This window comes from [Clostridium] scindens ATCC 35704, from assembly GCF_004295125.1.
In the GTDB taxonomy this organism is placed as follows: Bacteria; Bacillota; Clostridia; order Lachnospirales; family Lachnospiraceae; genus Clostridium_AP; species Clostridium_AP scindens.
In genome coordinates, this window is the sequence record NZ_CP036170.1 from 2,335,600 (window position 1) to 2,350,508 (window position 14,909).

10 protein-coding genes and 1 pseudogene are annotated in these 14,909 nt (G+C 44.1%); all 11 read left to right on the forward strand.

Annotated features, from left to right (window positions below; all coding sequences use genetic code 11):
- The first annotated feature begins 25 nt into the window (after positions 1-25).
- The 11 genes and pseudogenes from HDCHBGLK_RS12085 (at position 26) to HDCHBGLK_RS12135 (ending at position 14,845) form a co-directional block, all read left to right on the forward strand.
- Entirely contained in the window at positions 26-919 is an 894-nt protein-coding gene (locus HDCHBGLK_RS12085; RefSeq protein ID WP_004606909.1) for a carbohydrate ABC transporter permease, read from the forward strand.
- Positions 916-1,758, forward strand: a complete 843-nt coding sequence (locus tag HDCHBGLK_RS12090; RefSeq protein WP_004606908.1) for a carbohydrate ABC transporter permease — start codon at positions 916-918, stop codon at positions 1,756-1,758. The genes HDCHBGLK_RS12085 and HDCHBGLK_RS12090 overlap by 4 nt, the downstream gene beginning before the upstream one ends.
- A gap of 6 nt (positions 1,759-1,764) precedes the next feature.
- Positions 1,765-4,116, forward strand: a complete 2,352-nt coding sequence (locus HDCHBGLK_RS12095) for a glycoside hydrolase family 65 protein (protein ID WP_004606907.1) — start codon at positions 1,765-1,767, stop codon at positions 4,114-4,116.
- Positions 4,103-4,975: an HAD family hydrolase gene (locus HDCHBGLK_RS12100; protein WP_004606906.1), complete on the forward strand. Its 873-nt coding sequence runs from the start codon at positions 4,103-4,105 to the stop codon at positions 4,973-4,975. The genes HDCHBGLK_RS12095 and HDCHBGLK_RS12100 overlap by 14 nt, the downstream gene beginning before the upstream one ends.
- 24 nt (positions 4,976-4,999) lie before the next feature.
- The gene (locus HDCHBGLK_RS12105) at positions 5,000-9,277 is read left to right on the forward strand and encodes a discoidin domain-containing protein (protein WP_039909692.1); all 4,278 of its coding nucleotides are present in this window, start codon (positions 5,000-5,002) and stop codon (positions 9,275-9,277) included.
- Between the two features lies 1 nt (position 9,278).
- On the forward strand, positions 9,279-10,043 hold the full coding sequence (locus HDCHBGLK_RS12110; RefSeq protein ID WP_039909691.1) for a peptidylprolyl isomerase: 765 nt from the start codon (positions 9,279-9,281) through the stop codon (positions 10,041-10,043).
- Positions 10,044-10,059: 16 nt separating this feature from the next.
- Entirely contained in the window at positions 10,060-13,128 is a 3,069-nt protein-coding gene (locus HDCHBGLK_RS12115) for a discoidin domain-containing protein (RefSeq protein ID WP_050755139.1), read from the forward strand.
- A gap of 325 nt (positions 13,129-13,453) precedes the next feature.
- Positions 13,454-13,645, forward strand: a pseudogene (locus tag HDCHBGLK_RS12120) (ABC transporter ATP-binding protein); the annotation flags it as partial.
- A gap of 56 nt (positions 13,646-13,701) precedes the next feature.
- Positions 13,702-14,001 carry an ABC transporter permease family protein gene (locus HDCHBGLK_RS12125; RefSeq protein ID WP_004606901.1) on the forward strand — a complete coding sequence of 100 codons (300 nt, stop codon included), beginning with the start codon at positions 13,702-13,704 and terminating at the stop codon, positions 13,999-14,001.
- Positions 14,002-14,021: 20 nt separating this feature from the next.
- A complete protein-coding gene (locus HDCHBGLK_RS12130) occupies positions 14,022-14,528 on the forward strand; it encodes a hypothetical protein (protein ID WP_004606900.1) in 507 nt (168 codons plus the stop codon).
- 59 nt (positions 14,529-14,587) lie between these two features.
- Positions 14,588-14,845, forward strand: coding sequence for an FtsX-like permease family protein (locus HDCHBGLK_RS12135; protein ID WP_233440666.1), 258 nt, complete (start codon positions 14,588-14,590; stop codon positions 14,843-14,845).
- Positions 14,846-14,909: the final 64 nt, after the last annotated feature.

A 14,909-nucleotide genomic window follows, 5' to 3' on the forward strand; every position in this document is an offset into this window, starting at 1 on the left:
CCTTCTTTTGTAGGAGGTAGAACGTATGAAGGTAAAGAATAGAGGGGTCTGGATCGTACTGTTTACAATGCCCTGCATGATTTTATTCGCAATTGTCTACGCGGCGCCCATTATAACAGTTCTTTACACATCTTTTTGTAATTATACGACATTTTCAGGACCGGAGTTTGCCGGTTTGAAAAATTTTACACAGATATTTGGAGATAAAGACTTCCTTATGTCTATAAGAAACACATTGGTATGGGTTCTTTTGCAGTCTACGTTCCATGTGACTCTTGGACTTGTGATGGCGCTGGTTTTGAGACGCAAGCCGAAAGGATGGAAAATTGTGCGTACAGCATATATGATCCCCAATATCATCCCTACGGCGGCGACCGGCGTTATGTTCACACTGCTGTTAAACCCGACATTTGGAGTGGTCAATCCATTTCTTGAGGCGATTGGTATACACATGGATCAGGTGCCGAACCTGTTCGGTAATTCCAGATATGCGTTTTGGACAGTGACCGTTACATGGATGCTGTATTCCGGTTTTAACACCATTATCTTCCTGGCGGAAATGGGAGCTATTGATAAAGAGATCTATGAAGCGGCGAGAGTAGACGGAGCAAGGCCGTGGCAGCTGGATCGTTATATCACACTTCCGCTCATGAGAAATATATTCGGAACCTGTGTGACCTTAGCATCGGTAGCGATGGTATCCCAGTTTGATATTATCTATATGACAACGAAAGGCGGACCGGGAAATACAACGCTGAACCTGCCGATCTATCTGTACAAAGCGGCGACGCTGGAAAACAATTACGGAAAAGCCAATGCGGTTGGAGTGATACAGATTATCATCGGTCTTACGCTTGTTCTTGCAATACAGCGATTATTTAAGGAAAGAAATGAAGTGGAAAGGAGGAAAAATAAATGAAACAGACATCACAAATTTCAATCATAAGTGCGAAAACGGCAAAATATATTTTCATGCTATTTTTCTCTCTGATAGCAATAGGACCTATTGTATGGGCGTTTATCAGTTCGTTTAAAACATATGCGGAGATCAATTCTTCGGCGCTGTCCTGGCCGTCCTCATTTAATCTGGACAATTATAAGGCGGCGTTTATGTACGCGCCGATTGCTAAATATTTCTTAAACAGTGTAATTATTGTCGGGACCAGCGTGCTGGTCACAGTGACATTAGTAGCGATGTGCGCTTATATTATTTCCAGGTTTAATTTCAAATTAAAGACACTGATCATATTGCTGATATCCGCATCTTTAATGTTACCGGCGCAGGCAATATCACAGCCTCTGTTTGCGATTTTCCAGAAATTAGGAATATTCGACACAAAGTTGGGACTGATCATTGTTTATTCAGCGATGGGAATCCCGATGTCATTCTTTGTTATGACAAGTTATTACAAGACTATATCTATGGCGTTAGAAGAATCTGCCTATATTGACGGGGCGTCGTTTTTGCAGACGTTCTGGCATATTATTCTGCCATTGGCGAAACCAGGACTTGTAACGATCGCCCTTTTGCAGTTCATCAATACCTGGAACGAATTTTACTTTGCGTTGATGCTTACGAGCGGCGATACGGCGAGAACCGTTCCAATCGCGCTGAATTATTATATGGGAACATTTGCAAATAATTATTCGGCGTTGTTTGCGGCGGTTGTTATGACTGTTTTGCCTACGATATTCGTATTTATTATTTTACAGAGACAGGTTATGGAAAGTCTGACGGCTGGAGCAGTGAAAGGATAAGACAATATGAGATTAGATAAGAAAGCAATTTATCCGATTCAGGAGTGGGATATTACAGAAGACAAGTTCGACCGGAAACATAATTATCGGAATGAGACGACGTTTTCGTTGTCAAACGGCTATATCGGAACAAGAGGGACTTTTGAGGAGGCGTATGCGTTTGATATTGATACCGGACTGGAAGGCAATTTCGTGAACGGTTTTTACGAGCGCGAGAAGATCCGGTACGGGGAAGCGAACTTCGGCTCTCCCTTATTCAGCCAGTCCTTATTGAATCTTCCGAACCTGAAAGAGACGAAGTTATACATAGACGGCGAAGAGTTCGATATGGAACAGGGGACGATGGAAGATTATCAGAGGACGCTGCATATGAAAGACGGCGTCCTGGAGAGAAAGATGGTCTGGCGTTCGCCGCAGGGAAAACGGATTAAGATTGAAATTAAACGGCTTGTCTCTTTTGAGATGAAAAATATTATGAGTATTTCTTATGAAGTTACGCCAATGAATTTTTCGGGAGAGATCAGGTTTGTCTCCAGGCTTCAGGCGGATGTGGAGAACCATACGCGAAAGACCAATCCGATCGTGGACTATGGACCGTTTGGGCGGAAATTAGAACCGGAGAAACTTTTCGGAGATGAAAAACGCTTATATTACAAAGGTATTACACAGAACAGCCGTCTCACCGTAGCGTGCGGAAGCGCCCACAAGATCGTTTCAGAAGACGCCGTTGTAGAAACGTCAACGGAGGTTGGAGAGCTGGACGCGGCGCTGACCTTAAAAATAACAGGCTGTGAAGGGAAAAAAATCACGCTGGAAAAAATGATCTGTTATTCTACCAGCCTGGATATGGCTGAGGAGAAGCTGGAGACCTTTGTGGAACAGACGTTGTATGCCGCAGAGGAGAAAGGCTATCTGAAACTGGAGCAGGCGCAGAAACGGTATATGCAGAGTTTCTGGAACGTAGCCGATATCGAGATCCGGGGCGAGGAGAGCGCGTCGCTGCAGCAGGGGATCCGGTTTAACCTCTTTCATGTTTTACAGTCGGCGGGCAGAGACGGAAGAACCGGAATGGGCGCGAAGGGTTTGTCTGGCGAAGGGTATGAGGGACATTATTTCTGGGATACAGAGATGTATGTCCTTCCGGTGTTCGTATATACCGAGCCGGAGGTAGCCAGAAAATTGCTGGATTTCCGTTACAGTACACTGGATCAGGCGAGGGCGAGGGCAAGGATCCTGGGTCATGAAAAAGGCGCTCTGTATCCGTGGAGGACGATCAACGGCGAGGAGGCATCCACCTATTATCCGCTGGGAACGGCGCAGTATCACATTAACGCAGATATCGCGTACGCCCTGTCTCTGTATCTGCAGGTTACTGGGGATACCGGGTATTTAAAAGAAAAGGGCGCGGAAATGTTTATCGAGACTGCCAGAGTATGGGCGGATGTAGGAAGTTTTGCGAAAAATAAAGACGGCAAATACTGTATCTGCTGTGTGACGGGACCGGATGAATACAATGTGCTGGTGGATAATAATTTTTACACTAATCTGATGGCGAGAGAGAATTTGAAAGACGCGGTTGCAGCCGTGGCATATCTGTCGGAGAAAGAGCCGGAGTTGTTTGAAAGATTAAAAGAGAAACTGGGATTTTCAGAGGACGAGCTGGAATTGTGGAAACGTATCATCGACAATATGTATTTTCCGTATGATGAAGAACGCGACGTCTATCCGATGGACGATGGCTTTATGATGCGTAAGCCGTGGGATGAGTCTAAGATCCCGGAGGAAAAGCGGGCGTGGTTATACGAGAATTATCATCCGTTATTTATTATGAGACACCGGATGTCCAAGCAGGCGGACGCGATCCTGGGGATGTATCTTCACAGCAATTTATTTGAAGAAGATGAGATCCGCAGAAATTATGACTTTTATCAGGAAGTGACCCTGCATCATTCCTCCCTGTCTACGTGTATCTTCGGGATTGTTGCGTGCGACATCGGGTATTATGACGAGGCGTACCGTTATTTTGCAGAATCTGCAAGAATGGATCTGGACGACCACCATAATAATTTTTACGCTGGTATCCATGCGGCGAATATGGCGGGTACATGGCAGGCGATCGTCAATGGTTTTGCGGGAGTACGCTGCCAGCAGTCGGCGCTGAAGTTTAAACCGTGGCTGCCAAAGCGCTGGGAGAGGTATTCGTTTAAGATGAGATTCCGGGGAAGTCTCCTGAAAGTAGAAGTGTCAAAAGGACAGGCGAGGTTCGTGCTGGAAGAAGGAGACAGTATCCGGTTTTTCATAAGTGGGAAAGAAGTAATGATTCACGAAAAGGGAGGTGAGTACATTGAAAAAATATAAAGCCATATTTTTTGACTGGGACGGAACGGCGGTATTGTCGAGGACAGCGCCGGTGGATGAAGTGGTCGTTCCCATGAAGAAACTTCTTGCACAGGGAATAAGGCTTGTGATTGTGAGCGGAACAACGATTGAAAATATTGCGAAGGGAAAACTGCACGAGTATTTTACACCGGAAGAACTGAAAAATCTCTATATGGGTCTTGGGAGAGGCGCGTTTAATTACGCATATGATCAGGCGGGACAGCCGTTCCTTCTTTCCCACAGGATCCCGGAAAAAGAGGAACTGCTGAAGATCCACAGGATCTGTTATGAAATCCACGAGACGTTATTGAAAGACTATGATTTCAGAACGGATATCGTGTTCAGCCGCCCCAATTATTGTAAGATCGACCTCATGGTTGAAAATAACCGGGGAGATAACTTGTTTTTCCAGGAAAATGAGTTGGAGATCCTGAAGGAGAACTTAAACGGACATGGATTTGAAGGGGGACTGAAAGGTCTTGTAAAACTTGCGGAAGAAACTGCGAGAGAGTATGGGATGGATCTTTCCGCCACTACAGACGCCAAATATCTTGAAGTGGGCGTGTCCAGTAAAAGCGATAATGTGGATATGATCTTACAGCATTTATGGGAACAGGATCAGATACAGCCGGAAGATTGTACCTTCTGGGGCGATGAATATATCGGCCTGGACGAAGGTCTCTTTGGAAGTGATAACTTTATGAGAACAGAAAAGACAAAAAAGGGCGATTTCTTTGACGTATCAGAGGCAAAGGGAATACGCCCGGAGGCAGTAACAGTTCTCGGAGGCGGCGTACAGACATTTATTCGGTTCCTGGAAGATCAAAGCAAAATGTAAAGTGTAAAAATGAGGAGAAAGCATATGCGTAAAAGTATGAAACGAGGATTTGCAGCGATTTTAACGGCGGCTCTCGTATTGCAGTATATACCGGAAATATCTGTAAACGCCGAAAAATCAGCGGGGGAGGGTAAAACCTACTATGTAGATCAGGACGGAGGAAATGACGCCAACAGCGGAACAAGCGAAAAGGAGGCATGGTCTTCGCTTGAGAAAGTAAATGAAACGACTTTCCAGCCCGGCGATAAACTTTTATTTGAAAAAGGCGATGAGTGGGTTGGGCAGTTAAGTCCGAAAGGTTCAGGTGAAGAAGGCAATCCAATTGTGATCGGCTCCTATGGAGACGGGAATGAACGTCCGTTGATTTCCGGTAATAACTGGTGCGGAGAGAATGGGGACGACTTAGAGAACCGTATCTTTAATGCGGCTGTATATTTTTATAATCAGCAGTATTGGGAGATTACAGATTTAGAAGTCACGAACAGGATCCCGGGAGACAACCCGGACGACCACATTAAAAAATATGGCGTGCTGATCATGGGAGAGGATGCTGGAACCCTTCGCCATATGTATTGTAAAAATCTGGACGTACATGACGTAGTGTCACATCCGATCGGCAATCAGGCAGGTATCGGGCGGGGCGGCATCGTGTATATTATCCGTGGAAATGAAGTCCCGACAAACTGGGATGATATTTTAATTGAAGGAAATCAGGTAGGACCGAATATCAATCACTATGGAATCAGTTTCCTGTCGACCTGGGGAAGCAGTTCTTTTCCGGCAGAATCCGGAATCCCGGCGAACGAATATGCCGATCAGAGAGTGAACAGTACCAATATCGTGATTCGCAACAATTACTGCGAGGATGTTGGAAACGCGGCAATTTGTCCATCTGCCTACAGCAACGCGCTGATCGAATATAATGTGTGCGACGGATGTAACAGCGGTCCGAACGGAAACGTGCCAATCTGGTGGGAATATGGCGATTATACAGTGGCGCAGTTTAATGAAGTGTTTGGCTCGGGAGCATCCGACAGCAAAGAAGATTCACAGGCTTTTGATGCGGACGTAGCCGCCAAAAAGAATTATATCCAATATAACTACACACATGACAATCCGTCGGGAGCATTTTTCGAGTGCGCGCTCGGGTCAAAATATGAGACGCATATCCGCTACAATGTCAGCCAGAATGACGGGAGCGGAACAAACAGTTACGGCGGCGGAGCGATCGTGACGATCGGCGGTTATTCTACTGGCGACGGAAATAAACTCAATGTTTATAATAATGATTTCTATCTGGCAGAAGGCTACGATAGTTGGATCACAAACAACTGGGACGGTCGGGAAGTGAATCCGGAGACTTATCAGTTCCGTAATAACGTTATCTACAGCGACGGAGAATCGAAAGGCTGGCATCAGTATCTGCAGGGAAGCGCAGATCACAATGCTTACGGCGGTTCAGACAAGAATATTTTAAGGGCTGATGATGAAAACGCAGTTTCTATATCCAAGGCAGATTTTAAAGCTATCGGAACAGGCGCGAGCGGAATTGACTCTGTGGATGGATATCAGCTCGCGGAAGGTTCCGCTTGTATCAACGCAGGTACATTGATCGAAGGGAACGGCGGGAGAGACTATTGGGGCAATCCTGTTTCCATAACAGAAGTTCCGAATATTGGTGCAGACAATAAGGGAGCGGCGGGAGTCAAAGAAGATTATGGAATTGACTTTGAGGACCGCGCGGCAGAAGAAAAAGCGCTTACTGGAGAGTATGAGGGGTGTAATTTCGGAGAGGGATGGCTTACGGCGGAAGTGAAAAATTCCAAAGTATTATATGCAGACGGAACAAAGACAACCTATCTTATTGAATTACCGGACAACCGGACGTTGGAATCTTTCCAGGCATTCTGCGAAGATTCAGCCCTTGTAACGCTCAGTGGAAACGGATATGAAAGAGAATTTGCGATCACATCCGCAAAAACCACATATTTAACGGATTTCCCATCTGCGCTGAAAGAGGTAAAAATAGAGATCGTTTCTCCGAAAGGAAGCGGCGCGGTGAAATTTGATAATCTCGTTCTTCGTGAAGCGCAGTACGAGAGAAATAACATCGCGCGAGGAAAATATTCCTGGGAGGAAGGAAAGTCACAGTATCCCGCATCCAATGGAAATGATGGCGATGAAGACACTTTATGGGTCCATGAAGGCAATGATAAAGTGGGTTGGATGGTAGATTTAGGGCAGGATTATGACCTCTCTGATTTTGAACTGGTATTTGAGAATGAAGGAGACGTATGGAAATATGAGCTTCAGGGTGCGCGCGATGGAGACCAATACTTTGAAGAAATTCCGATTTATGACGCCACAGACAATACCGACGGTTCCAAAGTGCAGAAGGGATCCTTTGAACCGGGAACTGTATACCGCTATGTGCTTGTGAAACTTACGGACTTCCCGGCAGAAGATTATTGGCCGGGCTTTGCAGAATTCAAATTGTATGCAAGAGATTACAGCGAACTTGATAAGTCGGAACTGACAAAGCTGATTTCAGAAGTAAAATATATGAAGCCGGGCAATTACACAGACGAGAGTTATGCAAATCTCCGCACAGCTTTCGAACAGGCGAAAAAGGATTTTGAGGAAGCGGATACCAAAGAAAAGGTCAGCGCTGCAATTGAAAAATTGCAGGAGGCGATAGACGCTTTAAAGATTAAGGAAGGCGCTAACCTCGCACTTGGAAAGCCAACGAAATCATCTACGCAGAATGTAGACGAGAGACCTTCTTCTAATGGAAATGACGGAGATGAGAGTACCCTGTGGGTAGCAACCGGAAACTATGAAGACACTCCATTACCACATTGGTGGCAGGTAGATCTTGAAAAAGAATATGTGCTGGATAAATACCGCATTGTCTTTGAGGATGACAAGAATCCGGGCGCATGGAAATACCGGATTGAAGGTTCTAAGGATGGAGAGAACTTTGACGTATTGTTTGAACAAAAGTCTTCACCGGATGGAACGAGAGAGGACGAGCAGAAGATACAGAGCAAAGAGTCTTACCGTTATGTCAGAGTTGTGATCACAGACTATCCAGAGTGGGAAGGAGCTGACTATTGGACTGCATTTGCCGAGTTTGAAGTATATGGAAGCAAAGCAGGGTCAGAAGTCGTGACAAAGAATCTGGAGATCAAGCTGGCAGAGGCGAAAGCGTATACAGAAGAAAAATATACAGAAGAAAGCTATAAGGCGCTTCAGGAAGCAATCAAAGCAGCGGAAGCTGTTCTGGCAGATGAGGAAAAAACGCAGGCGCAGGTAGACGAACAGGTGAAGAAACTTGCAGAGGCGATCAAAGAACTTGAGAAGAAAGAGGATCCTGGTCAGCCGGGTACGGAGAATCTGGCGCTGAATAAACCGACCACATCATCTACGAAGGACATTGATGAGAAACCTTCCTCTAACGGAAATGACGGAAAGGCAGATACGCTTTGGGTAGCAACCGGAAATTACGAAGATACTCCATTACCACATTGGTGGCAGGTAGATCTCGGAAAAGAGTATGCACTGGACAGATATAAAATCATGTTCGAGGAGGATCAGAACTCAGGCGCATGGAAATACAGGGTTGAAGGTTCTAAAGATGGAGAGAACTTCGACGTATTATTTGAACAGAAGGATTCGCCGGACGGAACGAGAGTGGACGAGCAGAAGATACAGAGCGGGGAGACTTACCGCTATGTCAGAGTTGTGATCACGGGCTATCCAGAGTGGGATGGTTCTGTCGAATGGGATTATTGGACAGCAATGGCAGAATTTGAAGTGTATGAGAAAGAAGTTTCCCCATCTGTTGATAAGTCGGGTCTGGAGAATAAACTGAAAGAAGCAAAGGATTATAAGGCGGACGGTTACACGGCAGAAAGCTATGCGACGCTCCAGAAAGCAATAGAGGAAGCGGAAAGTGTTCTGGCGGATGAGAAGGCAACGCAGGATGCACTAGACGCACAGGTTGTAAAACTCGAGACTGCCATTTCAGTTTTGGACGAAGTAACGGAACCAGAAGAACCGGAGGATCCGAAAGATCCGACGCCCAATCCGGACAAAGAACATCCAGTCGATAAGCCGGGAGATCAGTCTGACAAGAATATAGATCATTCCCAGTCAGGTAAAGGACAGAATAATTCTGGCAGTCATGGCGGGAAGTTAGTACAAACCGGAGACGAAGCGCCGATCATGGCATCCGCTTTCCTGATGATGGCGGCAATGGTTGTGATCTGCGGAGTTATAGTACGAAAAAAGAGGAGATAATATGAGACGTCGGATATTAAGATTACTTCTGCTAATGTTTGCAGCATTTATATTGCCGGCTTGCGCAGGATCGGAAAAAGCGGCAGAGTCTGAAAATGAAATGTTTGATACGCATACAAAGCAATTTCTGAAGTATGCTGAAAAATATGGACTGATAGAATCAGCAGAATACCAGGATTTGGAAGATCAGTTGGAAAAAGAAAATGACCGGCGAAAAAAGGCTCTGGAACAGGGGGAAGTAATCTATGGTCCGACACAGTATACTATGGAGACGTATATAAAGTATATATGCGGCTCCATGGAACCAGAATTGATAGAAAAAATGAAGGGGAAAGAAATCTCATGTACAGAAGAAGACGTACGGGCTTATTATGAAGATAATAAGGAATATATTGCGGTTCAGGAGGCTGCAATGCAGTTTGACGTGATCATGACGTCACAGGAAAACAAGGAGTTACTAGAAAAAATAGCGCAGGAGGATGACGTTATAAAGTACGCAGAATCCGATGCAGAGGTTTTTACTGTTTCTGAGATGGAGTTTCAGGAAAATAGTGTGGTATATAACCGGAATCCGGACTTAATGGAACAACTATTTGGAATGAAATCCGGAGACCGCTATCTGACGGAAGATATAGAAGGGATCGTATATCTCTATGTGTATAAAGGAGAGACAGAGAGTTGTATTCTGCCTTATGAGCAAGTAAGAGAAAGTGTAGAAAATATGTATTTAAGAGCGGAATTTGATGAAATTCTTTCACGGGAATAAAAGAGGAGGAAAGGCAATGAAGGAGAGAAAGCTAATAGCTTTGGGTATGGCTGGCATGTTGTCGCTGAGTGGTTTGTTTACTTTTTCAGGGATAGAAGCTGAAGCTAAACTTCCAGATAATCAATTAGTGATCGACTTTGAAGATTTGGGAACGGAAGCACAAAGTTTAACAGGTAAGTATCAGAATTGTAATTTTGGAAACCGGGGCTGGAACACAGGAGCGGTTGACGGAGACGTTAAATTATGGGCAGATTCTTTCACGAAAGATGGCCAGGTGAATAAAATTGCGATTCCATATGGTAAGATATTCAGAGGCTTTTCTGCAAAATGTTCTGAGAGCGCGACTATAAAAGTAGTGTCCGGATCTGAGACAAATACATTTGAAATAGGCGCAACAGAAAAAGAATTTACTACAGACTTCCGGACAAATCAAATGGCGGTATATCTAGTGATCGAATGTGCAAAGGGAACAAGCGACGTAAAGTTAGATGATTTGATTCTGGAAGAAGTAGATATAAGTAAACTGAATGTTTCACAAGGGAAACCAACAAGTACATCTGGAGATTCGGAGCGTCCGGCATCAAACGGAAATGACGGCGATGAGAATACGATGTGGGTAAATAATGGTGCTGGAGCTGATAAATGGTGGCAAGTGGATCTTCAGGAAGCATATACTATTTCTGATTATGAATTGGTTTTTGAAAAAGAAGAAAGTAATCCGTGGAAATATAAAGTTGAGGCATCAGCAGATGGCGAAAATTTTGATATGCTGAGTGATAAGACAGAAAATACGGATAGTGCAAAAGTTCAGACAGGTGAAGTTTCCGCAGAAACAAAATACAGATATGTCAGAGTTACAATTACAGGATTGCCAGCAGAGACGTATTGGGCTGGATTTGCAGAGTTTAAAGTGTATACAAAAGATATCATGTCTAATGTTGCACAGGGAAAATCAACAAGTCAATCCGGAGGATATAACAGTTCTGATCTGGCGGTAGATGGAGATGTGACAACTTTTGGTGGAAATACAGATACATTCCCATACTGGTGGACAGTTGATTTAGGTGATACATATAACGTAAAAGAAGTGGAAATCGAATGGGAAGATTTGAAAGACGGAGATACCAATATTGCAGAAGACTGGAAATATAAAATAGAGTATTCTGCCGACGGTGGAAGTACATGGGAAGAACTAGTGGATTATACATCCGAAACACCATATACAGACCCGGAAACATCTGTTGTTCAAAATGAAGCCTGTGATATCGAGTGTAATGCTTTTAAAGTGACCATTACAGACAAGCCGCCAAAGAGACCTTTGGCGTGGGCTGTTCTTCCTGAATTCAGAGCCTTTGCCGTGGATACACATATACCGGAAGAAGAAGGGCAGAATATCAATATTGATATAGCATATGGACAGCCGGTGAAGGCATCGTCTGTTGCTGAGGGATATAAGGCATCAAATGTTACAGATTATGACAGCGCTTCCACATGGAAACCGGTTTCTGAAGACGATACTGCATATTTACAGATTGATTTAGACAGAGAATATAATATTCAGAATCATAAAGTAGAATTTACATCTGCTGTATCTTCTTATAAGTTCTATGTATCTATGGATAATGATACATGGACAGAGGTCTCCGATGTATCCGCGGATCAGGCTGATAAAACGGTAGATATCGAAGTAACAACTGCAAAATATGTTAGATTTGAATTTGCCGGTCAGTCTGAAGACTTAGAAGTAAAAGAGATTCATTTTGACGGATTAGATGCAGGAGTACCAGGAGAAAAGAAAATCCTAGTTTTAGCGCCGCATGAAGATGATGAGATGTTGATGGCAGGCGGTGTTATGAATCGTGCCGCAGAAGTCGGAGATGAAGTGAAAGTTCTCCTTGCAACTAACGGAGATTATAATGGCAAGAGTACGGGAAAAGGAAGAATTGTAGAAACCATCAATGCATTGGAAGTTATAGGTGTGGAGAGCGAAGACATCATGTTTATGGGATATGCAGATACAGGAGGTCTGGGCGGAGCCCAGACATATCAGGACAGTTTTCTGTATAAAATGTATACTGCAGACGATACACAAGTATTTAAAAGCAGATGGGGTAATGAATATACTTATGGAAATCCAAATGCGAAACAGGATTATCATTATGAGGTGACAGGTGAGCACGCGTTATATACTCGTAAAAACTTCCTGAATGACTTAGAGTATGCGATCAGTACCTATAAGCCGACAGATATATATGTACCTTCACGTTATGATATGCATTTTGATCATGCATACTTTGATTTATTTGCGATTGAAGCAATACAGAATATACAGGCAGAAGATCCTTCCTATAACCCGACTTTGCACGAAAGTATTATTCATTCATGTGCCGGAGACAGCAATTGGCCAATTGTAAATTCGGATGAAAAAGGAATCAGAGCATTAAATATGCCAGAAGGTTTGGAAGAATTAACAATGTTTAATTGGGATGAGCGAGAAAATATCAATGTTCCATATGCTATGAGACAAGTTCCGTTCGCGTTTAACCTGAAAGATCAGGCGTTAAGACTTTATACTTCCCAGTATTACGATTATATTGGCTCATTTGCGAAGGTAAATGAAATATTCTGGAGCAGAGATTTTAGTAGCTTTGCTAAAGAAGCGGAAATAACAGCATCATCGGAGTGTGCAAACGAAGATAGAAAAATAGATCAGAGTGCTGTTAAAGCTGTTGATGGAGTACGGGATGGCGCTGCAGAAGGCTTGCCATATGATCATCCGAGATTCCCGCACGCAGAATGGGTATCTGACAAAGAAACAACAGGCGCGTGGATAAATCTGGAATTTGATAATGAAAAAGAAATTAAAAAGGTCGTGTTATATGACAGACCAGATATGGATAATCAGATTTTAGAAGGGAAACTGATTTTTGATGATAATTCTGAAATTATTGTCGGTGAGTTACCAAATAATGGTGAACCTTTAGAAGTCCAAGTTGATAAAAACTCTAAAAATGTTAAGTTCGTAGTAACAAAAGTTTCTGTTAGCACTGAAAGTGTCGGTTTGGCAGAAATAGAAGTTTATTAGAGCATGAAGCCCGACAGGCGATATCGGCCTCTTGTCTTTTGGACAAGAGGCTGATTAATGTTCCGCAATATTTATTTGGATTTATGATGGCGATATTAGGGGTGGTGAAGTATTGATATTTTGACATTTCCGTAATTCAGAGGAAATGTGATTGGTGTCAACAAAACTTACAAAGGAGACAATCTTACCTGCATATAAATCGTTTGAAAATGCCATATTCTTTTAGAATCGGATAAAACGAAGCTACAGATCTTACTGCTTAAGATATGGGGATTTACTGTGAAAGAAATATCTTACCGGATAGATATTCCGGAAAAAACCATTTGACGTGCCGACGGGAAATTTGGACTCCGTGACCAGCCAGGACGTATTAAGCCTGATGAAGATTACCAGCCAGCGTTACGGACAGACCATGGTCATGATTACCCACAATGAGGAGATTGCTCAATTATCAGACAGGATCATCCGTATCGAGGACGGGAAGATTACAGGCAAAGGCGGTGAAGCATATGCGTAAGGTAGCAAATAGAGAAACTGTGCGCCGCCATCGCAAGCAACGGGAACTGGGCCTACGTGTCCGATGAGGCAGATGCAGACCCTATGACCATAGGGGCTGTTGCAGGAGGGCTGCTTGCGGGATTCTTTGTAGGAAAAGGGCTGGTGCCAGTCATCATGAAATCCCTGGGAGATATGGTGGAATACAGCACGGTGCCGGCAAATCCGCTGATCTTTATCGGTGCGGCCATCTTTTCCCTGGTAACGGTATTCATTTCCACGGGGCATCCGGCCAGAATGGCAGCCCGGGTATCCCCGATCGAAGCGCTGAGGTATACGGAGGGAGCAAGGCGCGCAAAAAAGGAAAGCACTCTTTAAGCGGAGGCAGGATATGGCGGATGGCTTTGTCGAATCTGGGAAGAAGCAAGGGAAAGACGACGATTATCATTGCATCGCTGTCCCTGGCGATCATCCTTCTAAACAGCGTATTTACGATAACCCATTCGTTTGATATGGATAAGTACCTGCAAAGTTTTATGAAGCCGGATTTTATCATCGGGAACGCAAAATATTTTGGCATGGACAATTATAGAGGCAGGAACTTAGAAACCATTGATGAGGAAAATCTGACGGAGTCGTTTATCGAATACTGCCAGGGATTAAAAGGCTATGAAGATGGCGGAAGGCTCTACGGGGCAGGTTCCTTCGTGGGCGTAAAACAGAAAGGCATCACCATTCCTTCCGGAATAGAACAAGATTCCAGCGGAATGCCCGGGGAATACTATGGGAAAGAATTCATTCCATTTAACACCAATGAGCAGGGTGATTTTGAAGTGTACCTCTATGGGGCAGAAGACTTTGCCGTAAATGAGATGCAGGTCTGGGAAGGAGTTTCTATACGCTGACGAATATGTTCTTGCTTATCGGCGGAGCCTTGGCTTTTGTCATAGGAGTAATCGGAATTTTGAATTTTATCAATTCCATCCTTACAGGAATCATTACCAGGCAGAGAGAATTTGCCATGATGGAGGCCATCGGAATGACGAAGAGGCAGCTGACAAAAATGGTGATCGCAGAAGGGCTTTATTATGCCATTCTGACCGTAGTATTCTCGCTTGTGGCCGGCGTCCCAATCCTGCTGGCATTAGGAGGACTGGTGCCTTACCTGGCATTCCGGTTCGGAAGAAGGGGAACCGTGGTAGAAGAATTGCAAAAAGAATAAGCATTCGCTGTCTTCCCCAAAAAGTTTTTTGTTGACACATGTGAAAATAATGCTATGATAACAT

Excerpts from the sequence above, each read along its gene's own strand:
- HDCHBGLK_RS12115 (WP_050755139.1), top strand. The coding sequence starts at position 10,060 with ATGAAGGAGAGAAAGCTAATAGCTTTGGGTATGGCTGGCATGTTGTCG.
- HDCHBGLK_RS12110 (WP_039909691.1), top strand. The coding sequence starts at position 9,279 with ATGAGACGTCGGATATTAAGATTACTTCTGCTAATGTTTGCAGCATTT.
- HDCHBGLK_RS12105 (WP_039909692.1), top strand. The coding sequence starts at position 5,000 with ATGCGTAAAAGTATGAAACGAGGATTTGCAGCGATTTTAACGGCGGCT.
- HDCHBGLK_RS12090 (WP_004606908.1), top strand. The coding sequence starts at position 916 with ATGAAACAGACATCACAAATTTCAATCATAAGTGCGAAAACGGCAAAA.
- HDCHBGLK_RS12085 (WP_004606909.1), top strand. The coding sequence starts at position 26 with ATGAAGGTAAAGAATAGAGGGGTCTGGATCGTACTGTTTACAATGCCC.
- HDCHBGLK_RS12130 (WP_004606900.1), top strand. The coding sequence starts at position 14,022 with ATGGCTTTGTCGAATCTGGGAAGAAGCAAGGGAAAGACGACGATTATC.
- HDCHBGLK_RS12095 (WP_004606907.1), top strand. The coding sequence starts at position 1,765 with ATGAGATTAGATAAGAAAGCAATTTATCCGATTCAGGAGTGGGATATT.